At 56.4% G+C, this 26,055-nt stretch carries 20 protein-coding genes; 8 read left to right on the top strand and 12 right to left on the bottom strand.

All coding sequences use genetic code 11. From position 1 onward, the window contains the following. Positions 1–214: 214 nt before the first annotated feature. From ABD76_RS10605 to ABD76_RS10580, 6 genes are all read right to left on the bottom strand, one after another. The gene (locus ABD76_RS10605; protein ID WP_197256700.1) at positions 215–2,890 is read right to left on the bottom strand and encodes a YhgE/Pip domain-containing protein; all 2,676 of its coding nucleotides are present in this window, start codon (positions 2,888–2,890) and stop codon (positions 215–217) included. Positions 2,891–3,234: 344 nt separating this feature from the next. Beyond that, positions 3,235–4,188, bottom strand: a complete 954-nt coding sequence (locus ABD76_RS10600; protein ID WP_197256698.1) for an ABC transporter permease — start codon at positions 4,186–4,188, stop codon at positions 3,235–3,237. 3 nt (positions 4,189–4,191) lie between these two features. Then, entirely contained in the window at positions 4,192–5,268 is a 1,077-nt protein-coding gene (locus tag ABD76_RS10595; protein WP_197256696.1) for an ABC transporter permease, read from the bottom strand. Next, positions 5,255–6,796, bottom strand: coding sequence for an ABC transporter ATP-binding protein (locus ABD76_RS10590; RefSeq protein ID WP_197256694.1), 1,542 nt, complete (start codon positions 6,794–6,796; stop codon positions 5,255–5,257). The genes ABD76_RS10595 and ABD76_RS10590 overlap by 14 nt, the downstream gene beginning before the upstream one ends. Before the next feature lie 65 nt (positions 6,797–6,861). Continuing rightward, the gene (locus tag ABD76_RS10585; protein WP_197256692.1) at positions 6,862–7,896 is read right to left on the bottom strand and encodes a BMP family lipoprotein; all 1,035 of its coding nucleotides are present in this window, start codon (positions 7,894–7,896) and stop codon (positions 6,862–6,864) included. Positions 7,897–7,959: 63 nt separating this feature from the next. Next, positions 7,960–9,141, bottom strand: coding sequence for a phosphopentomutase (locus ABD76_RS10580; RefSeq protein ID WP_197256690.1), 1,182 nt, complete (start codon positions 9,139–9,141; stop codon positions 7,960–7,962). A gap of 157 nt (positions 9,142–9,298) precedes the next feature. Between ABD76_RS10580 and ABD76_RS10575 the strand changes: the two genes are divergently transcribed. Next, entirely contained in the window at positions 9,299–10,030 is a 732-nt protein-coding gene (locus tag ABD76_RS10575; RefSeq protein ID WP_197256688.1) for a Crp/Fnr family transcriptional regulator, read from the top strand. A gap of 281 nt (positions 10,031–10,311) precedes the next feature. Beyond that, entirely contained in the window at positions 10,312–11,022 is a 711-nt protein-coding gene (gene deoD / locus ABD76_RS10570; protein ID WP_197256687.1) for a purine-nucleoside phosphorylase, read from the top strand. A gap of 73 nt (positions 11,023–11,095) precedes the next feature. Here the strand turns inward: deoD and ABD76_RS29470 are convergent, their stop codons facing one another. The 3 genes from ABD76_RS29470 to ABD76_RS10555 form a co-directional block, all read right to left on the bottom strand. Beyond that, complete coding sequence (locus ABD76_RS29470) at positions 11,096–11,446, bottom strand: prominin family protein (RefSeq protein WP_242069506.1); 351 nt, start codon at positions 11,444–11,446, stop codon at positions 11,096–11,098. Between the two features lie 130 nt (positions 11,447–11,576). Further along, positions 11,577–11,912, bottom strand: coding sequence for a YlbF/YmcA family competence regulator (locus ABD76_RS10560; protein WP_197256685.1), 336 nt, complete (start codon positions 11,910–11,912; stop codon positions 11,577–11,579). Positions 11,913–11,981: 69 nt separating this feature from the next. Next, positions 11,982–13,157: a DUF445 family protein gene (locus ABD76_RS10555; protein ID WP_197256684.1), complete on the bottom strand. Its 1,176-nt coding sequence runs from the start codon at positions 13,155–13,157 to the stop codon at positions 11,982–11,984. A 155-nt stretch (positions 13,158–13,312) separates the two neighbouring features. On the opposite strand from ABD76_RS10555, the gene ABD76_RS10550 reads away from it, so the two are divergent. From ABD76_RS10550 to ABD76_RS10530, 5 genes are read left to right on the top strand one after another with little or no spacing between them, the layout of a single operon-like run. Beyond that, a complete protein-coding gene (locus ABD76_RS10550; protein WP_197256682.1) occupies positions 13,313–14,674 on the top strand; it encodes a YheC/YheD family endospore coat-associated protein in 1,362 nt (453 codons plus the stop codon). A 15-nt stretch (positions 14,675–14,689) separates the two neighbouring features. Then, positions 14,690–15,844 carry a YheC/YheD family endospore coat-associated protein gene (locus tag ABD76_RS10545; protein WP_197256680.1) on the top strand — a complete coding sequence of 385 codons (1,155 nt, stop codon included), beginning with the start codon at positions 14,690–14,692 and terminating at the stop codon, positions 15,842–15,844. Next, on the top strand, positions 15,841–17,217 hold the full coding sequence (locus ABD76_RS10540; RefSeq protein ID WP_197256678.1) for a YheC/YheD family endospore coat-associated protein: 1,377 nt from the start codon (positions 15,841–15,843) through the stop codon (positions 17,215–17,217). The genes ABD76_RS10545 and ABD76_RS10540 overlap by 4 nt, the downstream gene beginning before the upstream one ends. Then, a complete protein-coding gene (locus ABD76_RS10535; RefSeq protein ID WP_197256676.1) occupies positions 17,214–18,323 on the top strand; it encodes a YheC/YheD family protein in 1,110 nt (369 codons plus the stop codon). The genes ABD76_RS10540 and ABD76_RS10535 overlap by 4 nt, the downstream gene beginning before the upstream one ends. 21 nt (positions 18,324–18,344) lie before the next feature. After that, entirely contained in the window at positions 18,345–19,514 is a 1,170-nt protein-coding gene (locus ABD76_RS10530; RefSeq protein ID WP_197256674.1) for a YheC/YheD family endospore coat-associated protein, read from the top strand. A gap of 58 nt (positions 19,515–19,572) precedes the next feature. Here the strand turns inward: ABD76_RS10530 and ABD76_RS10525 are convergent, their stop codons facing one another. Beyond that, the gene (locus tag ABD76_RS10525; protein WP_197256716.1) at positions 19,573–20,268 is read right to left on the bottom strand and encodes an HAD family hydrolase; all 696 of its coding nucleotides are present in this window, start codon (positions 20,266–20,268) and stop codon (positions 19,573–19,575) included. Between the two features lie 199 nt (positions 20,269–20,467). Here ABD76_RS10525 and ABD76_RS10520 point away from each other — a divergent pair, with 199 nt between their 5' ends. After that, positions 20,468–21,472, top strand: a complete 1,005-nt coding sequence (locus ABD76_RS10520; protein ID WP_197256672.1) for a YpdA family putative bacillithiol disulfide reductase — start codon at positions 20,468–20,470, stop codon at positions 21,470–21,472. Between the two features lie 1,097 nt (positions 21,473–22,569). Here the strand turns inward: ABD76_RS10520 and yfkAB are convergent. Both yfkAB and ABD76_RS10510 read right to left on the bottom strand, forming a co-directional pair. Beyond that, entirely contained in the window at positions 22,570–23,721 is a 1,152-nt protein-coding gene (gene yfkAB, locus ABD76_RS10515; RefSeq protein ID WP_197256670.1) for a radical SAM/CxCxxxxC motif protein YfkAB, read from the bottom strand. 163 nt (positions 23,722–23,884) lie between these two features. Beyond that, positions 23,885–25,993, bottom strand: coding sequence for an MMPL family transporter (locus ABD76_RS10510; protein WP_206765604.1), 2,109 nt, complete (start codon positions 25,991–25,993; stop codon positions 23,885–23,887). Positions 25,994–26,055: the final 62 nt, after the last annotated feature.

The raw sequence follows: 26,055 nt of genomic DNA, 5'->3' as shown, positions 1-26,055 counted from the left end.
CTCTCAGGACATGTAGCCGCAAGCTTGTTTTCCTTCTTCGACGTTATGTTTTCATTTTCCTGGCTGTCTTCGGAACGGAACCATTGTCCAACACCCGTTGCTGCGCAAAAAAGACGCCGGAACGAAATGTTCCAAGCGTCTTTCTTTTGGCTGCCATAGAGTTTAACCTTTTTCACGGTCTTTCTCTCTGCCGGTTCAGGCTGCTGCCGCAGCGTCAGCCGGTCACCGCGCTTGTGTCCGTCGACGGCTCCGTCTTCGCCAGCTTCCGGTGGCTGAGAATGAAATAGATCCAGCTGCCGATAAGCGACAGGACGAGGAAGATGGACAGCTTGCCGAGATTCAACCAGACGTATTGGATGTCGCCCACCGACACGACGCCGCGGAAGGCCCGGATGGTGTAGGTCATCGGGAACCAAGGGTGCAGCATCTGGAAAAATTTCGGCGTTAATTCAATCGGGAATGTGCCTGCCGTCGATGACAGCTGGAACACGAGCAGCAAAATGATAATGAAGCGCCCTACGTTCCCGAATGAGGTTATGAAAAATTGGATCATGGCAAAGAACGTTAAGCTGGTAACGAGACAGACGACGAAAAACATCGGCACGTTCGTGACCGGCAAATGAATCACATTGAGGACAACCAGTCCGGCAATGGCAACCTGCAGAACGCTCTCCACCGTCATGAACCCGTATTTGCTCGTCATCCAGGCCGTGCCGGAAGGCGGCCGGTTGTAGGTCTCCCGCAGCGGATAGACCATCGAGAACATCAATGCCCCGACGAAAAATCCAAGCGACAGGAAATACGGAGCCATGCCTACGCCGTAGGTCGTGACATCATGATTCTCGACTTTATCGCTGCCGACCGGAGACGTAATCATTTCATATGTCTTATCGGTCGGGTTCTGCTGCGCTTTATCCGCGCCTTCCTGCAGCTTCCGGCGAAGCTCCGCGCCGCCGGACAACAGCTGCTCCTGACCGTCCAGCAGCTGCTCGAATCCGCCGTTGATCGCATCCTTCGCTTGATCCACCTGATTCAGCATATCGCTCATCTTGACGAAGATCATGTCCTGCACCTTTTTGGCGGCTTCCTTCAGCTTCATCTCCGCCATGTCGTGCAGCATGTCGCGCGCCATCGGCTCCAGACTGTTCACCTTGTCATCGGCCGCCTGATGAATCTTGGCAATAATCTCCGGCGTCATCCGATCCAGTTCGTCGTTCGCCTTCCGGTGAAGGCGGGCGACGACCTTCGGCTCATACTCCATCCATTTGGTATCGACCGTATCATGAAGCTTGTCGGTCAGTTGTTTCGATTTTTCCTGATATATATCTTCGGCCACGAGATGCGCCTTGGCCAGCAGCTTCGGCGCCAGCTCATTCGCTTTGGACATCGCCACCTGCTGGGCAAGTGAGCGCACCTGCGGGTAGACCTGATCGAATTTCTGGTCCGCCGCCTGATGCAGCTTGGCGAGCAGCGCCGGCTTCAACTTGTCGAGCTCCTTGTTGACCATGTTGTTCAAATCCTGCTTCACCTTGTCGCGCAGCTGTTCCAGATTGGCCTGAGTCAGGTTTTCTTCGATCTGGGCTCGAACCTCTTCCAGCTGCTTCTTCACCGCTTCCCACTGCTGCTGGAGCTCCGGAGGCAGCTTCTCGCCGATCGGCTTCAGCTTCTCTTCCAGTTGATCGAGGTTCGCCTGGATTTTCCCCAGTTGCTCCTTCCCGCGCTTGATGGCATCGTCAAAGAGCTGATCCACTTTCTCATCAATGTAACGGTTCAGCGTCGAACGGATCGATCTGTCGACATTGTCGTACTCCTTGTCGATAATGCTGTGCATCTTCACCCGGGCAGCCGGCTCCATCTCGGTAATCGACTTGTCGACCTCCCGGCTGATTTTGCCCAAAACCTGGTTCAGATTGTTGTTGTACGCGTTGTCGATTTCCTGATGCAGCTTCTTGCGGATTTCCGCCCCATAGATGACGGACTGCTTATCGATCTGCTCGTGAAGCTTCTCCTTGGACAATGGCGAATACTCATTGACCATGTCGTCTATCCGCGTATGCACGGTATCATATACAACCTTGGTGTATTTCTCGGCTTCGGCATCGATGTCTTGATGAACCTTCTTCATCAACTCCGGCTTCTTCGTATCCATCGTTTTATTTATTTCATCATGAACCAGCCGATCTAGCTTCTTCTCGTTCTCGGCCAGCATCTTCTCGACCATCGTCTCCGCTTCCGCCGTCTTCGAGTCGACCTGCGCATTCAGCTCGTCCCGGAACATCTCGATTCCGTCGCCCAACTGGCTCAGACCGTCTTCGATTTTGCCGGCCCCTTCGCTGGCGGCGCCCAATCCTTCCGCGACGGTGTCGATCGCATTGAACATCTGCTCGACATAGGTCTCCGTCACTTTTTGCGACAGCTCCGATTTGATGCTCTGCACGACCTTATCGGAGATTTGGCCAGACAAGAAATTGTAGCTGCTGTTCTCCTTATAGATCAAATTCATCGGCTTCGGATCGGGGTCGAGAATCGTGGTTGCGTTATGCGACATCTCTTCCGGCACGATAATAAGCAAATAATACCTGTTCTCGCTTAATCCGCGCTCGCCTTCCTTCCGCGACACGAAATGGAAGTCCACCGCATCATTGCTGTGCAGCTTTTCAATCAGCTCCCGTCCGATCGCAATCTCCTTGCCTTCATACATCACCGGCCGGTCCTCATTAACGACTGCGACAGGCATGTTTTTCACATTGCTGTACGGATCCCAGTTCGCTACCAAGTAGACCCCGCTGTACAGCAGCGGTATAACCAGGAGACCAAGTACCGGAACCAGGACATCCTTCGAACGGATAACCCCCATGAATTCCGACCAAAAAAACCGAAGACTCTTCATGCTGTCACCTCCCCACTGACCGAATGACCATTTTGTTAAAATAGTTCTGACTTCGCAGATGTTTGATATTATACCTCCCGCCTTTTCAGAATTCAAACAGATTATTTTTGGCAATTCCCCTTAAAATGGTTCAAAAAAGGATTAAAATTGATATAAAAACAGCGATTTTCTCTTGTTTTAAAAAAATCGCGCATGGTCTGTTGGCCGGATGAAAGAAAGGGGACCGCAGCGGCCCCTGAAGCTACGAAGAATGTATGCGGCGGGGAATCCGAACATGAAAAAACCTCCCTCTTCCCCAACGGGAAGAGAGAGGCATAAGCCAGTGTATTCGCTTGTTGCCGATATTACCGCTTGCCCGGCTCATACGGCGCGCCCAGCGCAGACGGCGAATTGCTCTTGCCGGCCGTGAAGATCAGCACGAGAAGCGTCAGCACGTACGGCAGCATATAGAATACTTCCGTCGGTACCGCGTTGGCGAAGGAGTATAGCTGAACCTGATCGCGCAGCGCCTGCGCGAGGCCGAAGAACAAAGCGGCACACGTCGCGCCGATCGGATTCCAGCGGCCGAAGATAACCGCCGCCAGCGCGATATACCCCTGGCCGGAGATCGTGTTGGACGCGAAGCTGCTGTTCGCCGTCAGCGCAATCGTCGCTCCGCCCAGCGCGGCAATCGATCCGCCGACCATGACAGCCCAGCCGCGCAGCCGGTTGACCTTCACTCCGGCCGTATCCGCCGCTCCCGGGTGCTCGCCGACCGCCCGCAGCCGCAGGCCGAGCGGCGTCTTGAACATCACGTAATAGACGATGATGACGAGCAGCAGCGCGATATACGTCGTCGGGTAAGACTGGAAGAACGCTCTGCCGACGAACGGAAGATCGCTCAGCCAAGGAATGTGAATCCGGTGGAACACATTGCTGATGACCGGGGTCTCGGCCGCTCCGTCGAAGATGAGCTTCACCAGGAAGAAGGTGGAGCTGGCGGCGAGCATATTGACCACGATACCGCTAATGACCTGATTCGCTTTGAAGCGAACCGAGGCAATGACATGAATGCCCGAGAAGATCACGGTAAAGATAAGCGCGGCCAGACAGCCCAGCCATGGAGAAGCCGCACCCAGTCCCGCCTGTTCGGCGTAATAAGCCACAACCGCGGAGGAAAACGCGCCTGACACCATAAAGCCTTCCAAGCCGAGGTTGATAACCCCCGAACGCTCCGCAATGAGTCCGCCCAGCGCGGCGAAGACGAGTGCTGTTGCAAATACGAGAGTCCCGTTGATTAAAGATCCGAGCAATTCCATCTGTTATCCCTCCCGCTTCGCCTTTTTGGAACGTGAAAACCGTGTCAACAACCAACGGATAATGCCCGGTGCCGCGGCGAAGAAGATGATGATGCTGATAACCATCTTAATGACCTCGCCGGGAACGTTCGCTCCGAAGCTCATGCCCTGCGCTCCGTACATGAGCGCCCCGAACAGCGCGGCGGCCAGCAGGACGCCCAGCGCGCCGTTCATCCCAAGCAGCGCGACGGCGATCCCGTCGAAGCCGATGCCGGACGTCACGGAGGAGATGGCCATATATTTGAAGACGCCCAGCACTTCCATCGTACCGATCATGCCGCCCAGCATCCCCGAGAGGAAGAACGTTCGGGTAATGACCTTGGACACGTTCATGCCGGCATATTCCGCCGCATGTCTGTTATTCCCTACGGCGCGGGTCTCATACCCCCACTTCGTCCGGTTCATATACAGGTGATACCCTATAATGGCGATGATGACGATGAAGAATCCCCAATGGACGCGGGCCCCGCTCATCAAATCGCTCAGCCATCCGATCTGGATGCTGGCCGATTCCTGAATGTTCTGCGAACGGGAGGTCCCCGACTCGGCCATGAACGCCTTGATGACCATATGGCTGATATAGAGCGCGGTCCAGTTCAGCATAATGCAGGAGATAACCTCGTTGATGCCCCGCTTCGTCTTGAGCAGACCGACAAGCGCGCCCCACAGACCGCCCAGAATCGTGCCCGCGATAATCGCCACGATGCCGTGCAGAATCGGCGGCAGCGACATCATATTGCCCACGACGAGGGCTCCGAGCGATCCCATTACGATCTGGCCGTCCACCCCGATGTTGAACATGCCCGCGCGGAACGCAAGCGCAACGGCCAACCCGGCGAAAATAAGCGGCACGATCGCTCGCAGCGTCTCTCCCATGTCATAGGCGGAGCCGAAGATTTTCTCCACCAGAGACTGATAAGCCAGCAGCGGATCGTAGCCTCCGGCAAGCATAACGAGAGCTCCAATAATAATACCGAGGATGATGGCCACGAGAGAGATGATAACCGATTCTTTGGCTAGCATCGATTTAAGCTTGTTCATGACGTCCCCCCCCTTGATGCTTGCCGGCCATCATGAGACCCAGCTCCTGGTCTGTCGTTGTCTCCGGCGTCGTCTCCCCGACAATGCGCCCGTCGAACATGACGAGAATGCGGTCGGCCACATTCAAGATCTCTTCCAGCTCGAACGAGACGAGCAGTACGGCCTTGCCTGCGTCGCGCTGGGCGATTAATTGCTTATGCACGAATTCGATCGCGCCGACGTCCAGCCCCCGTGTCGGCTGGGCTGCGACGAGCAGCTTCGGATCTTTGTCGATCTCGCGCGCGATAATGATCTTCTGCTGGTTCCCGCCGGACATCGCCCGTACCAGCGTATGGATGCTTGGCGTCCGGATATCGAACTGCTCGACATACCGCTCCGCCACCTGCTCAACCGCCTGCCGATCCATGAAGCCTTTGCGGCTGAACTTCGGGCTGTCGTACGATTTGAGCACGGAGTTCTCGCTGACGTCGAAGTCAAGCACCAGCCCATGCTTGTGCCGATCCTGAGGGATATAGGAGATACCCTTGTCCGAAGCGTCCCGCGGCGACGCATCCGTCACATCCTGTCCCGCCAGCCGGATCTGCCCGCCCGCGGTCCGGCGCATGCCGGTAATCGCCTCAATCAGCTCATTCTGACCGTTGCCGTCAACGCCGGCGATGCCGACAATCTCCCCGGCGCGAACCCGAAAGCTGACGCCGTCCACGGCATGCTGCCCGTGCTCGTCCTTCACGATCAGGTTGTCGACCTCCAGCATCACATCCTGCGGCGCAGCCGGCGACTTGTCCGTCTTGAACTCGACATGCTTGCCTACCATCTTCTCGGCCAGCATCTCCGGATCCGTCTCGGACACCCGAACGGTGTCGATGACTTTGCCCCGGCGGATGATCGTGCAGCGGTCAGCGACCTCCATAATTTCCTTCAGCTTGTGCGTGATGAGCAGAATCGATTTGCCTTCCGCGGCCAGCCTCTTCATGATGTGCAGAAGCTCCTCGATCTCCTGCGGCGTCAGCACCGCGGTCGGTTCGTCGAAAATAATAATCTCGGCGCCCCGATAGAGCGTTTTCATAATTTCGACGCGCTGCTGCATGCCGACGGAGATCGACTCGATGACCGCCTCCGGCTTTACATTCAGCCCGTACTGCTCGGACAGCTGCCGTATTTTCGCAGCAGCGCCCTTCAAATCCATCTTTATGCCTCGCGTCGGCTCCATGCCGAGCACGATATTTTCCGTAACCGTAAAGGGGTGAACAAGCTTGAAGTGCTGATGCACCATGCCGATGCCGCATTCAATCGCCTTGTTCGGGCCGTCCATCACAATCGGCCGGCCGTTCAGCTCAATACTGCCTTCATCTGGCTGATATAATCCGAATACGATATTCATCAATGTCGATTTGCCGGCGCCGTTTTCGCCGAGAAGCGCGTGAATCTCGCCTTTTTTCAACTGCAGGCTGATTTGATCGTTTGCTACAATGCCGGGAAAGCGCTTTGTAATTCCTTTCAGCTCCAGTACGATATCTCCCTTGTGCATATGGCGTTCCCCTCCGTAACACGTCTCCCCGCCGGTCAAGCGGGCGGGGAGACGGTATGGTGAAATTAAGTCGTCGGCACTTCAATCTCGCCGTTTATAATCTTTGCACGGTATTCTTCGACTTTATCCAATACGTCCTTCGGCACGTTTTTGTCGGAGGTCGGCGCAATATCGACACCTTTTTCCTTCAGACCCATCGAGGTCACCTTGCCGCCAGGGAAGTTGCCGTCCGCCAATGCCTTGGAAATCGTGTAGACCGCTTCGTCGACCTTCTTAATCATCGAGGTCAGCGTTACATCATCGCCGAACTCAAGCGACTGGTCTTTGTCTACGCCGATAACCCACACGCGGTCGCCGCGCTTCACGCGCTCTTTCGCTTCATTGAACACCCCGTTCCCCGTCAAGCCCGATGCGTGGAAAATAATATCGACGCCATCGTCATAGAGCGTGGAAGCGGCCGATTTCCCCATATCGACGCGGGTGAACTGTCCCGTGTAAATCGCTTTGAAGGAAGCATCCGGATTAACCGCCTTGACGCCTTCGCGGAAGCCGGCTTCGAAGCGCTTGATGACCGGAATTTCCATGCCGCCGACGAACCCGATTTTGTTCGACTTCGTCATCGAGCCGGCGATAACGCCGACGAGGAACGCGCCTTCGTTTTCTTTGAAGGAGACGGAAGCGACGTTCGGCACGATGATGTCCGAATCGACGATACCCAGCTTCGTATCCGGATTTTCCTGCGCAATCTTCGTTACCGCCTTGTCGAGCGTAGCAGCAGTCGCCCAAGTCAGGTCATAGCCGCCCTTGACGAACTGATTCAGGTTTGGCTCCACTTCGCCGTCGTTTTTCGGCTCCAAATATTTGACTTCATAGCCAAGATCGTCGCGCAGCTTCTGCAGCCCTTCCCAAGCGCTCTGATTGAACGATTTGTCGTTCACGCTTCCCATATCGGTAACCATCCCGACCTTGAGCTTCTTCCCGCCGCCTTCAGCGCCTTCGCCGCCGCCGGCGTTCGTCCCCCCGGACTTGTTGCCGCAGCCGGCCAGAGCGAAGGTGAACAATAGCATCGCTGATAAGACCAACAACATCGATTTTTTCATGACGAGTTCCCCCTTGAGTTTAATGAATCCTTCTTCGTCTTGCATCTATCTGAAGCGAGCACGTCAGCGGGCCGTCAACAGCGATAAAAAGCTGGTCCCGTGACCTGTTCCCGTGACGCCGAAGTTTTCGGCCAGCGTAGCGGCCAAGTCGGCAAAGGTCGAGCGCACTCCGATGGACGCGGTCTTGCCCGCAAACGTCGGATTGTAGATGAGAATCGGCACATACTCGCGCGTATGATCCGTGCCGGCATGAATCGGGTCATTGCCGTGATCGGCCGTAATGATGAGCAGGTCTTTCTCGCCGACCCGTTCCATCATCTTCGGCAGCGCCAGATCGAACTCTTCCAGGCAGCGGGCGTAGCCCTCCGGATCGCGGCGGTGGCCGTACAGGGAATCGAAATCAACCAGGTTGGTAAAAATCAACCCTTTCCCGGCATCCCCCAACCGTTCGATCGTCGTCTCGATGCCGTGCGCATTGCTCTTGGTAGGATAGGAATGATTGATTCCGCTTCCGGAGAAGATATCGTTAATTTTCCCCACGGATACCACATCATACCCGCCCTCGGAGATGGAATTCAGCACCGTCTTCGCCGGCGGAGCAAGCGCGTAATCATGACGATTGGCGGTCCGCTTGAAGTTGCCCGGTTCGCCGACGTACGGCCGCGCGATAACGCGTCCGACGGCATATGGCGCGGTCAGCGTCATCTCCCTTGCAATCTCACATGCCGCATACAGCTCTTCCAGCGGAATGATTTCTTCATGCGCCGCAATCTGGAAGACGCTGTCCGCGGACGTGTATACGATCCAGGCTCCCGTCCGCATCTGCTCTTCGCCGTACTCATTCAGCACATCCGTGCCGGAAGCCGGGCGGTTGCAGAGTACCTTGCGTCCCGTCTTTTCCTCGAAAGCCTTGATGAGCGGCTCCGGAAATCCTTCGGGGTAGACCTCGAACGGAATGTCGACATGCAGGCCCATCAGCTCCCAATGGCCGGTCATCGTATCTTTTCCGACGGAAGTCTCCGCCATTTTCCCGTAGAAGGCCAGCGGAGACGCGGCCGGAGGAATATGCGGCAAATCCGCGATATTGCCCAGACCAAGGGCCTGCAGGTTCGGAAGCTGAATCGTCGGCACCCGCTCCGCGATATGGCCGAGCGTATGAGAGCCGGCATCGCCGAAGCGTTCCGCATCCGGAAGCTCCCCGATTCCTACGCTATCCATGACGACGACACATACTCGTTCAAACATGTTTACCACTCCTCTTCTGTTATCCAAGTTGTCTAATCGGACACTGCCGCCGGCACTTGGTTCTCCGGCGAATGTCATGTAATATATAGATGTATCATTGTAATTATGGTTTTTGGACAGGAAATATATCCATATTCCTGCCGAGAAAGGAGAATCCATGCTCAGCAGTTTGCAGCACGTTTTTTTGTTACAGGATTTATCGCAGGAGGATTGCGACCGTATTCTTCCCTTGCTGAAAACGCGAACCTATAAAAAGAACCAGGTTCTCATCCATGAGGATGATGATAGTTCCGATATATATATTCTGCGTGAGGGACTAGTAAAAGTATATCGCCTTTATCACGATAAGGAAATTATTTTGAACTTCCAGTTCCCCGGCGATATCATCGGCGAAATGGAGACGATCGCCACCTACCCTCGGCGCGTCGCTACCGTAGAAACGATGGAAACCTCCCATTTCTGGATCTTGAGCCGTTCCGATTTCATTGCGCTCATGGACAGACACCCGTCGGTGCTGAAGCGAGCCTATAACCGGCTGCTCGATCATTTGAGCAATATGAACAACAAAGTCCGCTACCTCTCGTATCTTGACGTGCGGCTGAAGCTGGCGAACTTGCTCCTGGACCTGTACTACAACCTGGGCAAGCCTGCTGAATCCGCTTACAAGATCGATTGTAAAGTAACGCATCACCTCTTGGCCAACATGATTGGCGTGACCCGGGAATCGATCTCGAAGGTCATGCGCGAACTGCAGGAGGAAGGCGTGCTGATGATGAGTCAGAAGTACATTTATATTACCGATTTGGAAAAGCTGCAATCGATGTGCGATGACATGGACGATTCGCCCGCCTACCGCAAATGGCGCTCGCAAGATATTTCCCAACCGTAAAAATCCATGGTGCAGAAAATGCGCCATGCGAGTATTGATCTGATGGCGGCTGCCGACGATAAGGTCGGGGGCCGTTTGTCATATCTTGATTATAATTGGCGAAGAAGGCGCATTCAGTTACCAACCCGTCAATAATTTGGTGAAATTGTTCACAGAATATGAGGGCCCGCCTTCACGGTTTTTGAATCCGCGTTCATGGTATCGTATAAAGACAAGTAACCGTTTTCATATTAATATAACGGTTCCAAATTAATTTGTGAAGGACATTGGAGGGATTCAGCATGAGTATTCATTTGGAAGCACAAGTTGGAGACATTGCGCCCGTCGCCTTGATGCCTGGCGATCCGCTTCGCGCGAAATATATCGCCGAAACGTTCCTTGAGAACGCCGTTTGCTACAACCAGGTACGCGGCATGCTCGGATACACGGGAACCTATAAAGGACATAAAGTATCGATTCAAGGCTCCGGCATGGGGATTCCTTCCTTCTCCATATATGCGACGGAACTGATTAAAGATTACGGCTGCAAAACCATCATCCGCATCGGAACATGCGGCGCGATTCAAGAAGACGTGAAGCTGCGCGACGTGCTGCTGGCGCAAGCGGTATGCACCGACTCTTCCATCAACAAGCATTACTTCCCGGATGCCGAATTCGCCCCGATTGCGACATTCGATCTGCTTCGCAGCGCCTATGAGATCGGCCAGGAAAAAGGGCTTCATCTCCGGGTGGGGAACATCTTCTCTTCGGATCATTTCTATGCCGACAATGTAGAAATGCAGACAAAGATGGGCAAATACGGGGTTCTCGCCGTAGAAATGGAGACGGCGGCGCTTTATATTTTAGCGGCCAAATACGGCATTGACGCCTTGGCGATGTTCACGGTCAGCGATCATATTCTGACCGGAGAGCAGACGACGGCCCAAGAGCGCCAGACGACGTTCAACGACATGATCGAAGTCGCGCTGGAGACGGCGATTCGCGGCAAATAAGACAACCGTACAGACAGGAAAATGGGGCAGCCTGCGGTCCATGCCAAGACCGGGCTGCCCCTTTTCTCCATATTCACTTCATCCGCACGATCTTGCGGCTCATCCGCTCCTCCCAACGCCGCATCTTCTCCTGTTTGATGCGCTCGAGTTCCCGTTCGGTCTCTTCATCCACGCCCAGGAGGCGGTGCAGGTGGGCGGCAATGATCAGCAGCGCGAACGCGCACCAGACGATGCCGAACCAGAAGGACGGCGTCCAGCCCGCCTTGAAAGACAGCGTCGGCAGTACAATGACAAGCATGACAAGGGCAGCTCCTATCGACAGGACATGCTTCCATATCTTACGCTTCGAAGAACGGAAATAAGACATTCGGTTCATCATGGCAATCGCTCCTTCATCGTCAACGATGACAGCCAGGGGCGCCATCGTACTGTTCTCCTATAGCTTGGCTATAGTAGAGCGTATGCCGCATCAATAGATAACATGCCAGATTCGTTCAGGCCGCAGCAAGTTCAGCCCTGTCTGCCGCGCCGGCCTCGCGCTTGGCGCGGCCGGATCAGCCATACAGATGGCCGAGCGCATCCGACACGATCTTGTTCACATCCTGAATGACGACCGCGAGCCGCCGTTCGGCTTCGAACAGCTTCGCGATCTCCGTATTCATGCTGATGACTTCATACAGCTTCTCCATTTTGTCAAGCTCCGATTGCTCCGGCATCTCGCCGGTCATCATCTTCTGCTGCATCTCCATCTGGCGCAGGCGGAAATCATCCAGCATCCGCTTGCTCTCCGCATCGGCCTCAATCGCCTTCATCGCCGTCTCGACGGCCATCGCCTCGTCCGATTGCTGCAAGGCGCGTGCCAGTTCATGGGCTTGATCGTATACACTCATCAGTTCTCATCCTTTCCGTTCTTCCTCGTTAGTCAGCATACCATACGGGAGCTGCCGCTGTCGCGGGCGCTATGAACCGATCGCGAGCAGAATCAACGACTGGATCAAGCCGATTATCCCCCCAAGCAGCGCCCCGAGCCATGTGATGGCGCGGAACTCCTTCCCCGATACGCTCAAAATAATCGTCTCCAGCCGCTCGATCGGGAATTGCTCCACCTGCGAACGGACCACATCCTCCAGACGGGCGGCGCGCATCACCTTGTCCAGATTGCGATCCAGCAGCCCGATCGCGTAATCGACGAGCCGCGGCACATAAGGCTGCCACGCCTCCTTGCTCTCCCCCAGCCAGCGGCTCGGCCGCGCGTCTCCCCACCGCTCCAGGCGGCGGCTCCACTGCAGCCATGACTTGGCCAGGCCGGTAATCAGGGCGGCAGGCTCGGAGCCGTCGCCCGACCAGGCGCGCACCAGCTCGGCCGGCGGCTGGCTCAGCCACTCCTCCAGCTTCCGCTCCAGCATCCGGGTCACGGTCTCATGAACCTTGTCGGAGCGGAGCTGTTCCGCCAGCAGGGGCGTGATCTTCGTCACCAGCTTGTCTTCATCGACGAAGATGGCCGCCATCACGCCCATGAAGCCCTTCGACCGGTCGACGAACTCCTTCGCCATCCGGAGCAGCATGCGCTGCCCGCTGGACGATAGCAGCTCCCGTTCGATCGACAGCAGGATGGCGGAAGCGGCCTTGCCAGCCAGCCGGTTCAGGCTCTCCTCCTGCCCTTCCGGCAGGAACTCGGACAGCGGACGCTCGTCCCAGCCGCTGCCCGCCAAGCCGCGCCGGATGCCCGACTCGGTCAGCTTGTCGAGCCGCTCCCCCCACGCCTCGCACAGCTCGGTCCAGCTCCGGCCCGGGAAGACGAGCGCCGCCCATTCGCGCAGCGTGCGCTCGTCTGCCAGCAGCCGGTCGACAAAGCCCGCCAAGCCGGCCGCCGCCCGCTCCCGCACCTCCGGCTGGCGCAGCATCGCCCTCAGCCCGTCGCTGGTCACCAAATATTCCGATACGACTTCCCCCAGCGAAGCCGCAATATCCGACTTCCGCTTCGGAATGAGACCGGGCGTGAACGGAACTCTCCGCCCGAACAGATGAATCGGCTGCCGCGGATGGAACAGCATCTTGATCGCAAAATGATTCGTAATGCCGCCGACGAAAGCGGCCACAATCACGCTAAATAGAATAAATAACCAATTGGGCACGCCGAATGCCTCCTTTCCTGATGTAGGTCAATCACCAAGGGAAATATGTCCTCATATGATGAAATTACGTATGCGGTTCACCTGTATTTGTATCGACTCTAGCCCGGTGCATACCGTGATTCATCATGCAAGTCGTCGTTGGAAGGAGAACCAACATGTTGAAATCAAAAGTGAGGCTCCACGTTGTGAGCGCCGGCATCTTGCGGGAAGACATGATCATGTTGGGCGAAAGCTATGTCAAGAAATGGAAGATTCCCGTAAACCACCCGATTACGATCCGCTTCGGTTCCTTCAGACAGAGCGTGACCGTAACCTCCGTTCCCAAATCTGACGGGCTCCGGATCAGTCACGCGCTTGCCCGCAATATGGGGCTGTCGAACGGCGCTCCTCTGCGGCTAACGTATGCCCAACAGACGTTGAGAATCGGACCGCTCATCGGCGTCCTGATCAGCCGGGATTATCCTGCCGTTCCGGATCGGCCGTTCGGCACGATTACCGCCTTCTGCCGGGAGATGGTCGAAGCCTGCCATTCCCAAGGAGCCGTTGCCTGCTTCTTCACGCCGGAACACGTGAAGGACACTCAACGGATACAGGCATGGGTTTATACCAAAGGAAGCTGGCAGCTTAGCAGCATGCCGATCCCGGATGTCGTGAACAATCGCTTAACGTCACGATCTCTGGAGAACAAACCTAGCGTACAGCATTTCATGAAAGAAGTAAAATCGTGTTACCAGTCCCATGTATTCAATGAAAAGTTTCTGGATAAGACCGAGGTGTTCGACGCGTTGAAGGCCAGTTCGGAGTTGACCCGCTACTTGCCGGAATCGCATCTGCTGCGCAGCTATTCTACCCTCAAGACGATGAGCGGACGCTATCAGACCCTCTTCCTGAAGCCGGCCCGGGGAAGCCTCGGCAAAGGCATCATCTGCATCAACCGTACCTCGGATAACGGATTTCAAGCCCTCTATTCGAATATTAGCGGCACCAAGCGCCAGAACTTCAGCAGCTTAACGAAGCTGTTCTCTACCCTGTCCGGGAAGCTGAAGACGAACCGCTATCAGATTCAGCAAGGCTTGAACCTGATCGATTATGCCAAGCGCCCGATCGATTTCCGCGCGCTCGTTCAGAAGAACATTCACGGCCGCTGGAGCATCACGTCCATCGTCGCCCGAACCGCGAGCACGCAGCATTTCGTGTCGAATGTGGCGCGCGGCGGAACGCTCAGCACCGTCAAGGAAGCAGTCGGCCGCTCCAATCTGCCGGCCGGAGCGAAGAGCGACATCGTGGGCAAGCTGCAGCGGGCGGCGCTCGATATCGCGCGCGGCATCGATACGCATATTCCCGCTCACTTCGGTGAATTGGGAATCGACCTGGCTGTGGATACGTCAGGCAAAGTGTGGCTGCTTGAAGTCAACTCCAAGCCTTCCAAAAATGACAATACTCCATTGAACGTGAACCGAGTCCGTCCCTCCGTCCGCAAAACAGTGGAATACGCCCGGTATTTGTCCGGATTTTGAGGAGGTGGCAGGTCAATGATGAAGAACCGAACCGAGGAGCCCGTTATCGGCGTTCTGCAGAACGAGTCGTCCGGAACGCCTCCCTTCACCGAGCCTGAATATTGCCGCAGGCTGTGTCAGGCCGGACGCAAACACGGCGTCCGGGTCATCGTATTCTCGCCCGCATGGGCCGACCTTGCTTCCGGCACGGTGAACGGTTATGTCTATGTCGGCCACCGATGGGAGCCCTGCACCGCCGCATTGCCTCCCCTTGTGTACAACCGGTGCGTATTCTCCGGCGGAAGCGCCAGCGCCAGAACATCAGCCACCCTCGCCAAGCTGCTGCGGAGCAGACGAACCGCCCAGTTGGGGGTAGGATTGCGGGGCAAATGGGACATTTACCGCGCCTTATCCGCCGAATCCGGCCTGAGCGCGATTCTGCCGCCCACTCATCTCTACAAGGGCAAGCGCAGCGTTGCTGCCGCGCTGTCCCGCTACGGCGGAAGCCTGTTCTTGAAGCCCCATGCCGGCTCCAAAGGGAAGTCTGCGTTCCGGGTCCAGTATCGCCGGACGGCACAGCGAGAAGACGGAAGCCATGCCCCCTTGCTGAACATCACGGGACGCGATCAACGCAACCGCCCGCTAACGATGCAATTTGAATATACCGAGGATGGATACGACTGGATTGCCAGTTTTATCGGCAGACGAACCTTTGTCATGCAGCCTTGCTTGTCTTTGCAGACGGAGGCGGGCGAGCCATTCGACATTCGTGTGCTGATGCAAAAAAATGACCGGGGCCGCTGGGCGATGACCGGCATGGCCGCACGCATCGGCACCCCTGACAGCGTTACTTCCAATCTCCATGGAGGCGGGCGGGCCGTGTCTGTCCTTCCATTTTTGAAGCGCGAATACGACCCGGAGCGTGCCGAGCAGCTCATGGAGCAGCTGCAAGCCTATAGCGAGCGCATTCCCCCTCTACTTGAAGCACGACACGGGCGTCTGATGGAGGTCGGTCTGGATTACGGCATTGATCGGGAAGCCCGCATGTGGCTGCTGGAGGTCAATTCGAAGCCGGGCAGGACGGTCTTCCGTCAGACAGGCGAGCGGGAAGCCGCCGTGAAATCCGTGGAAAATCCCATCTTGTATGCGCGCTATGTATTGGGTCGACATCTTAGGAGGGTAAGTCCATGAGTTTGACGGTATGCAACGTCCACTTAACACCTAAATCCGAGAAAACAGTGTATCTCTCCAACACCTTAATGAAGCAATTGAAGCTAACCGGCAAAAAATCAGTGCGGCTTCGATTGGGCAAGGCGACAATCCCCGCTACGGTGAAGCCGGTTAGGCGTCCAGGCAACCATGTCATCATTCCGGCCGGCCTTCGTTCCTTCGTCCGGGTGCCGAAATCCGGTATGGTCTATCTGCGCAACGATCAGGAGGGCGATCTGCAATTAGGGCCGCTGATCGGCGTCTTATCGGATTCCTCGCTGCGCACGCAGTCGCATCCGTTCGGCAGCCGAACCTCGTTCATTAAACAGATTTTGCGAGCCGGCAATAAGAAAGCCTTCGTCTTTGCCTTCGCTCCGCGCGACATCAATTGGCACAACGAGACCGTCCACGCCTACTTCCTGTCGGAATCCGGCAGTTGGATCAGGCGCACCGTTCCGCTGCCGGATGTCGTATATAACCGGCTGCCGAGCCGGCGGGCAGAGACGACGTCCTCGATCCAGATGCTGCGGGAACGGTTCGTGCGCCGGAATATCCCTTTCTTCAATTGGAGCTTCTTCAAAAAATCCGAAATCTACGAGCTGCTGGAAAACGATTTTGAGGCGAACCTCCATGTGCCTGAATCGGTCATGAATCCGACGCCGGACACGATTCGCGACATGCTGGCCCGCCATCACTTCGTCTACTACAAGCCGACTTCGGGAAGCCTCGGCATCGGCATCTACCGGCTGACATACCTGCCGAAGAAAGGCTATTTCGCACGCTACACGGTCAACGGCAAAAACACGCTGCTCCGCTTCAAGAATTTCTCCAGCCTCATCCGCATGCTGCAAGGAAGGCACGGCCGTTCGCTGCGCAACTATGTCGTGCAGCAGGGCGTTCGGCTTATCGAGATCGATGGCTGTCCGATCGACTTCCGCTTCCATATGCACAAGAACGGGGAGAATGACTGGACCGTTGTCGGAATCGGCGCCAAGAAAGCGGGAAAAGGCAGCGTTACCACCCACGTAAAAAATGGCGGCCAGTTGATGACGCCGGAGCAGGCTCTCCAGCGGATGTTTGGAGACAGAGCCGACGAAGTGCTTGCCAATATGAAAAAGGTAGCCATCGATCTGGCCTTGGCCATTGAACGGAATTATCCTCATTTGCTCGGCGAGCTCGGCTTCGACCTCGGCATCGACCGGGATGAGCATGTATGGATGTTCGAGGCCAATGCCAAGCCCGGGCGCTCGATATTCAAGCATCCATCCTTGCGCATAGAAGGTCAAGCATCCATTGAACATATTTTGGATCACTGTCTGTTCCTTAGCAAATTCCGCAGGAGGGATCCGATGTGAGTGGCACAAAGCAAGATCAGCTGCCGGTCGTCGCCATTCTGACGATCGAAGACGCCAAGGAAAAATTCCGCGGCAATCGCGACAACTTCCTGGATATTTTGCGGACGGGCAAGGATCTCGGTTTTACTGTATATATCGTGACCGCGAGGGATTTGATGCTCGGCGCCAATCGAATCGCGGGCTATGATTACAACGAAGATAAGAAGGCTTGGGAGCAGGAATGGTTCCCGCCTCCCCGCATCGTCTACAACCGCATACCGCTGCGGGAGGATGAGAATCTGCCTGCCGTCCGCCGCAAGATCGAGGAGATTCTGGCCCATCCGAGCATTCGCCTGTACAATCCTTATTTTTTCAACAAATGGCAATTGTTCGAATGGTTGAAAAAATCGAGGGCCACCCGGCCCTTCATTCCTGTCACGCGCAGGCTGCGCACCGCAGTCGCCCTGGCCAAAATGCTGAACAAACATCCCTATCTGTTCCTGAAGCCGGAGACGGGAAAAGCGGGCATGGGCATTATGACGCTGCGCGTCAACCATACGAAAGCGATGAAGTTCAGGTTGAAGACCCAGGACAAAAGGCGGAGCGCCCTGTTCAAATGCGCCACGATATCGAAGCTGTGGGCCCGGATACGCAAGCAGGCCGGTACCCATGATTATATCGTTCAACAAGGGATAACGCTGGCTACGGTGAACCGGCGGCCGTTTGATTTGCGGGTGCTGGTGCAGAAGAACAGCAAAGGCCAATGGGATATTACCGGTGTCGGCGCCCGTGTCGCCGGCTCTTCGAGCATAACGACCCATGTTCCCCGCGGGGGAAGCATCGAGGATCCCGAGAAGCTGTTGAGCGCGAATTTCGGCGTCGAACAAGCGAGGAGAACGATGGCCCGCACCAAAAACGCGGCCATCATCATCGCCCGGCAGATCGAACGCGGCTCCGGGCATATGCTAGGCGAGATGTCGATGGATTTGGGCGTGGATACGAACGGCAGCATCTGGTTCTTCGAAGCCAATGCGAAGCCGATGAAATTCGATGAGCCCCATATCCGGAGACGCTCGCTGGAACGTATTTTCCAGTATTCGGCTTATTTATCCCGAACCAGCGGATAACGTCAAAGAAGGTGAAGACGCTTGGATGAACCCGTTCTTGGCATTTTGACGCTTTATTTGAATGAGCAAAAGCAATTGGAAGAACGGCATATCTATCAGAAGATGATTGTGGCCGGGAAAAAGCTGGGGTTGACCGTCTTCGTGTTCACCCCGCAGGATGTCGATGAGCAGCACAAGCGCATTAACGGCATGTGGTACCACCCGGAGAGCAAGCGCTGGACTCGCAAATGGACCCGCTTCCCGACCATGATCTTCGATCGGTGCCGCATTCAGAAAAGCTACCGATTCGAGCAGTTGAAACGGTTCCGCAGCAAATACCCGAAGCTGCTTTATCTGAACCGTCCGCTCCGCAATAAATGGACGATCTACCAGGTGCTCTCCACAGTCCCATCCCTTAAGAAGTATCTTCCCGACACAAGACTGTATTCGGGAATTCAGGATGTGCAGCGCATGCTGAAGGAGCGGCCGCTGCTCTACCTGAAGCCGATTAACGGCACGGGAGGGCGCGGCATTCTTCGCATTCAGCGCCTCCGCTCCTCGGACGGCGTGGTCTATGTCGAAGGAAGAGATCATCAGCGGCAGGTCATCCGGCCGCAGAAAATGACCTACTCCCAACTAGCCGGTCGGCTAAGCTCCTGGAAAGCGAACGACCGCTATCTCATTCAGCAGGGCATCGCGCTCAAGCTGCCAAGCGGCCGCGTTCATGATTACCGGATGCTCGTTCAGAAGAACGGATCCGGCGTCTGGTCGGTTACCGGCTGCGCCGGCCGCGTCGGGCCGGTCAACAGCATCACCTCGAATCTCCACGGGGGAGGCCAGGCAGTGCAGATGGAGGATCTGTTGTCGCAGTGGATAGGCGACAAGACCCGCATCCAGCACATCCGCAAGGAAGCCGAAGCCCTAAGCCTTGAGGTAGCCGCCTTCCTCGAGAAGCGATATGATGCCCTGTGCGAGCTGGCGCTCGATCTCGCGATCGACCAGAAAGGGCGCATTTGGCTGCTGGAGGTCAATCCGAAGCCGGCGCGCGAAGTGTTCCACCGCATCGGCGACAAGGAGACATACCGCAAATCAATCGTGCGCCCGCTGGAATATGCATCCTGGCTGTATCGCAAAAAGGCGGGCATCAAGCTGCCGGATTCCGCGGCGCAGCCGCCAGAAGAGAGCAAGACGGAAGAGAAAAAGGACGCTTGAATCAGGGGCGTCCATCACATACGACAGGCGCAGCTCTCCGAGTCTGCGCCTGTCGCGGTTAAGAGGCTGTCGATCGGTATAAGTCCAACAGCTCGTCGAATTGGCGGATGATGACATCTGAACCCTCGAGCTCCTGCTCCTGACCAAAGCCGGCATATCGACAGCCGATGACGGCCAGCCCGTTCTCCTTCCCCGCTTCCACGTCAGAGGAGCGATCGCCGACCATCCAGGCCGAATCAATGCCATGCTCCGACTTCAGAAGGCGGACCAGCTCCACCTTGGTCGCGGTGCCTCTTCCCCCCGCGCTGTACAAGCCGGTGAACAACTCGTCCATGCCGAAGGTCTTCACGATCGCCTGTATATATTCCTCCAGTCCGTTGCTTGCAACGAACAGCTTCACGCCCTCGCGCTGCAGCTCGGCCAGGGTCTCCTTCACCTGCGGATACAGCTCCGCAATGCCTTCGTTCAAGCCGGACAGCTCGTATTGCAGCAGAAGCTCGTCCGCGCGGCGGTGGGCCTCCGGGCTGCCTTCCGGCATAACCCGCTTCCAGATGTCCGCCAGCAGCATGCCAAGCGACCCGAGCATCAGATCTTCCGGCGGCGTCGGCCCCTCGTGCAGTTTCTCGCTCCGCAATGTATCGAATACGCGATGGTATGCCGTTATCAACAGCGATTCGGTGCGGAACAGCGTCCCGTCCATATCGAAGATCATCGCTTCCGGCCGCGGCAGTCGGTCTGCGCGCAATGTGTCCATACTCACAGCAAGTCCCTCCATTTGTCGTCATAAAGTAAACGGTCAGTGACCCCACTATACCATATGCGGCGGCTGAACTGGAGCGTTTCCCCTTATTCTTCTCTTTAAAATTCTGTAACGGCCGCTGCCCGTTCACTTGAGGAACGGCTTCATATCGGATAACATCATAGTACAGCATGTAACACGGAGGCGAACCGATTTGGAACAAGTGATTATTATAGGCGCCGGTCCTTGCGGGCTGTCGGCCGCGATTGAATTGCAGCGCAGCGGTTGGGATCCGCTCATTATCGAGAAACAGTGCATCGTTCATTCCATCTACCGTTACCCGACCCATCTCCAGTTCTTCAGCACGCCGGAACTGCTGGAGATCGGCGGCATCCCGTTCGCGACCCCGAACGAGAAGCCGTACCGTCACGAAGCGCTCGTCTATTACCGCCGGGTGTCGGAGCAGTATGGGCTCCGCATCCGCTCCTATGAAGAGGTCAAGGATATCGCCAAGGAGGAGGACGGCATCTTCACGCTGCATACGGAGACCCGCAGCGGAGAAGCACTCACCTACCGGAGCCGGCATGTCGTCATTGCGACCGGTTATTTCGATTATCCGAACCTCCTGGGCATTCCAGGCGAGGATCTTCCGCATGTCACCCATTATTTCCAGGAGGCGCATCCGTACGCTGGCATGAAGGTAGTCATCATCGGCGGCAGCAATTCCGCCGTCGATGCCGCGCTTGAATGCGAGCGGGTGGGCGCCGAGGTAACCATCGTGTACCGCGGTACAGAGATCTCCGGTAATATCAAGCCATGGGTCCGCCCGATTCTGGAGAGCAAGCTCGCCAAGGAACGAATCCATATTCGCTACGACTCTCGCGTCGTCCATATTGCCCAAGATCGGGTTCGCATTGAGCGCGGGGACGGCTCGGCAGAAGAACTGAGCACTGACTTCGTGCTCGCCCTGACCGGCTTCCGCCCCGATCGCAAGCTGCTGGAATCGAGCGGCGTCCGCATGCAGGACGATCAGGACAAGCCCGTCTACGATCCGGAGACGATGGAGACGAACGTCCCTGGCCTGTTCGTCGCGGGCGTTATCGCATCGGGCCGCAACGCGAACGAAGTCTTCATCGAGACCGGCCGCTACCATGGCCGACTGATTGCCGACCATATCGGCCCCAACCCCGACGCCACGGAACCCCGGCCGAGCAACTGACATCCGTTCGGCCCCGATCGGACGGAGCGCCTGCGGTCCGCCAATGGACCAGCCTCCGTCCTCATTGGACTGGGCCATCGTCCGCAAACGTAGACGCGGCCCGCCCATTGAACGAGGCCCCATCGGTGAATCATGCTAGCCTCGTTGGACTATGCATCGTCCGTGAATGCACACGTGCTGTTCACATTGGACTATCCCCTTCCCTGAGGGAAGAATCCGTTCTAAGGAATATACCGCCGCCCCCCCGTGCTTTACATCTCAGGTTGCAAGCAGACCATCCTCCACCCCTTCCGCCGATTGCACCACTTTCCCCATTGCGTCTTGGTGAGCCTCTCTTTTTTGGATCTTTCCGCCAATAACCCATCCGGTCAGAGCGGCCTCACTTTCCGGTTCTTTACACCACTCTCCCTTCGCGTCAGGACCACCCTCTCCATACAGCTCTTTCCGCCACTATCCCATCCAGTCAGGGAGCTGCCCCATCTTCTGGCTCTTTACACCACTCTCCCTTCGCCTCAGGGACCACCCTCTCCTTTCAGCTCTTTGCTCCAGTATCCCATCCAGTCAGAGCGTCACTTTTCGGATCTTTCTATCATCCAAAATTTATAAAATGTGTTTTGTTTTCATGCTTTAACACTCCTACTCGTAACTCCTTGTTCCAATTATCTAGTATGGCCGTGCACTGTTCCTGATTCATGGGGAGATTGATTATAAGGCAACCACATCATCCAACTCCTGACCGGCAGGGAGACTGGTTATAAGGCAGACCGAATTCTTCCACCTTCCCTGACTGACGGGGAGAATGGCTGTAAGGCAGACAGAACTCTTCCAACTTCCTGACCGATAGGGAGAATGGCCATAAGACAGGCCAAGCTCATCCCAGCTTCCTGACCACGGGGAGCTTAGCAATAAGGCAGGTCAGATCTTCCGGCTTCCTGACCGACGGGGAGATTGACTATAAGGCAGCCAACACTCTTCCAACTTCCCTGACCGATGGGGAGAATGCTTATATGTATGGTCCATCATGCTTTCTCTTATGAAAAAAGGCGGATTGCCAACTGGCATCCGCCTATTCCTAACAATAAAGTCCAAGCTGTTGTTTAGTCTGCCAAGGCTGGCATGTGGGCCGTTCTCGCCTTGAAGTCGACGCCCTTGTAATACATGTCTGCGACGAGCAGATTCGGTCCGCAGCAGGCGGCCGCCGGGCAATGGCAGTCGACCGTGCGGGACAGCGGGTGGTCCTGCAGCCAGGAATTGAAAATATCGTCCAGCCGGCTCTCGTAAATGCTGCCGAAGGCCGGGATGTCCGCGAAGTCGGTCACAAAGACATCGCCGCTGAACAGGTTGACATTCAACCGGTTGCGCCCGTCCGGATCGTTCCGCAGCGTGACCATCGGCTCGGAACGGAGGCGCTGAAGGAGCTTCTGGTCTTCTTCGTTCGTATTGCATGCGAAGAAAGGAAGCGTCCCGAACAGCATCCAGATGTCCCGGTGACGGGTATCGAGCAGCCGATGTATCGACTGTCTCAGATCGGAGAGCGGCAGCACCGGAAGATTCTGCGCGAACGAGCTTGGGTACATCGGATGCACCTCATGGCGCCGGCAGCCCATTTCGACGATAAGCTGATGAATCTCGCTCAGCATGGTGTGGGTGCGGTAGTTGATCATCGACTCGGCTGAAATATACATTCCCGCCGCGCTCAGCCGCTTCGTGTTGTCGATCATCCGCTCGTACAACCGGGATGCGGCCCCGGACTTGACCTCATGGCTTGTATGTGTAAACCCGACCGCATGGAAATCTTCCATGCACGTATAGTTGAACGAAATGTGCATGACGTCCAAATATGGAGCGACCAGTTCGTAGCGGCCGATGTCGAAGGTCAGATTCGAGTTGATCTGTGTCCGTATGCCTCGTTCGCTGGCGTATTTCAAAATCGGAACGATATAGTCGGTTACGGTCTTCAGATGGAACATCGGCTCTCCGCCCGTAATGCTGAGCGTCTCCAGATGCTCGACCTCGTCCAGCCGCTTGAGCATGAGGGAGAGCGGCAGCTTCGGCGGCTCGCTCATCACAAGCGTGTGCCCGACCGCGCAATGCTCGCAGCGCATGTTGCACATCTGCGCCACTGTCATCTCGACGCTGGTCAGGACATGACGTCCGTACGCGCGCAGCGAGCGGATGGGATCCCAAGGATCATACGCGGGGCTGATCTGTTGCTTTTCCTTGACTCGTTCCATTTCTAGTTGATTCATGCTACATTCCACCTTATTTTTTCCATTAACCTGTTGTCTTGGATATCCATCTCCACCGTGCGCGAACAAAAACCTCCCCCGCCTGCCGCGCGGCCAGAGGCCAACGCATGCAACGGGAGCGCATAATCCGGGCGAAGGCGGCCATTCGTCCGACCAATAGCGGTTAAGCCGCATTCTTCTCCCTGCGCCGGAACCGCTTGGGCGCCCACCAATTGGCCCGCCCCATCAGCTTCATCAGCGAGGGCACGAGGAAAATGCGAATCAGGGTCGCATCAAGCAGAACCGAAGCGGCCAACCCGAGGCCGATCGCTTTCATCATTTCATTATCCGTGAAAATAAAGGCACCCACCACGACAATCAGAATGAAGGCGGCGCTCGTAATGATTCCGCCGGTCTTCATGAGGCCATCGGCCGTGCTGTGCTCGTTATGTCCCGTACGCTCGTATTCCTCGGCAATCCGCGACAACAGGAAGACTTCATAATCCATCGATATGCCGAAGACGACGCAAAATATGATGACCGGCAGCATCGCCACCACCATGCCGGTCGAGGTGACCTGGAACAGATCGGCCAAATATCCGTGCTGGAAAACAAGCACGACGATACCGAGGCTCGATCCGAGACTCAAAATGTTCATCAGCACCGCCTTCAAGGGAAGCAGAACCGAGCGGAAGGCGATGAACAATACCAAGTAGGTCACTATCAAGATGAAGACGACGACATAAGGGAGCGCCCCGGTGATTCGCTCGATAATGTCGAGCTGCATCGCCGGTCCGCCTGTTACATATTTGGCGGCCATTCCGCTCTGGAGCTCCCAATTCCGCAGGCTGTGGACAAGATCGCGCACTTCCTGCCCTTCCGGATCGCTATCGGGAATGACTTGCATGACGATAAGCCGCTCCTTCGCCAGATGGCTGCTCTCCAATTGGGCACGCAGAGAAGGATCCTTCAAAGCCTCCGCCTTCGCCTCCGGGCCTGGGAGCCCGCTCATCAGGCTTACGTAACTGTCGACGCGCCTCACTCCATTTATCCGGCTGAGCTCGGCCTGCCAGGCTTCCGCCTGCCGGATCGTCCCGGCGTCCGTATAGGGCCGCTCCGTGCGCAGCGCGACGAGAATCGGGTTCAGTTCCCGCTTGTCGTATGCCTCGTTCAGCAGATCGGAGCCGGCACGCGACTCATACTTCGGCGGCAGCATCTCCGCGTCCGGAATGCCGATATTCATGCCGGCCATCGGCAGCGCGAGGCCGGTCAGCAGGACGAACAGGATGATGACAATCGTAATCGGCCGCTTCATGACGCTATGCGCGATTCGGCGCCAGAAGGCGCTGCCTCCATCCGCGTCCCGGATGCGGACCCAAGCCGGAATGACCGGAAAGCGGTTGATGCGCTCGCCGAAGACACCCAGGAGAGCCAGCAGCAGCGAATTGCCTACGATGACGGACATCGTAACGACGAGCACGCCGCCCAGACTCAAGGAACGGAACAAAGCCAGATCGATGAACGCCATCGCCACCAGCCCGATCAGCACCGCCACCCCGGAGAAGAAGATCGAGCGCCCGGCTTTCTGGGCGGTCATTGCCACCGCCGCTTCAACCGAGCCCTGCTGCCGCAGTTCTTCCCGGAAGCGGCTGACCATGAACAGCGCATAATCTATCCCGACGGCAAGCCCGAGCATCGTGACGACATTCGGGAGAAAGTTGCTGAGCGAATCCGTCGCGAACGAGATGAAGTAAAGCAGGCCGAGGGTGATGGTCACACTGACGACACCGACGATGAGCGGCAGCAATCCGGCCAGCAGCGTGCCAAAGACGGCTAGCAGGACGACGAGCGCAATCGGCAAGCCAATCAGCTCCGACTTCACAATGTCCCGCTTGCTTGCAACCTGCATATCGTAATAGACAGGGGTCGTTCCGCTCACATAGGTGTCCGCCTGCGGAAGATCCGGTATCCGGCTGCGGATCTCCGGATATTTCTCCAACGCTTCGTTCGTATCCAGATTGAGAATGATATGGACGGCGACCACATCCTGCCGCGCATTATCCTTCCGCCCTTCCTTGCGAATACGGACGTCACTGACGTACGGCTCCTGCTTCAGTCCGGAAAACCGTTGTTCTATCTGCCTGAATATGTCTTCCGTCATCAAGGAGGAGCCATCCCGGCTCTCGTAGACGATATCCATGGTCGTCGAAGAGAGCCCGACCTCGCTGCGAAGAACGGACAACCCCTGCTCCGATTCGCTGCCGGTCGGCGTAAACCCGTTATCCTTAAGCATCGAAGGAACCTGCAGGGCCAACAGAGACATGGCCAAAAAGAAAACCGTCCAACCGATCCACA

This window comes from Paenibacillus dendritiformis (assembly GCF_015845845.1).
Taxonomy (GTDB): Bacteria; Bacillota; Bacilli; order Paenibacillales; family Paenibacillaceae; genus Paenibacillus_B; species Paenibacillus_B dendritiformis_C.
The sequence above is the reverse complement of the archived record's forward strand: the minus strand, read 5'-3'. Positions and strand labels throughout refer to the sequence as shown.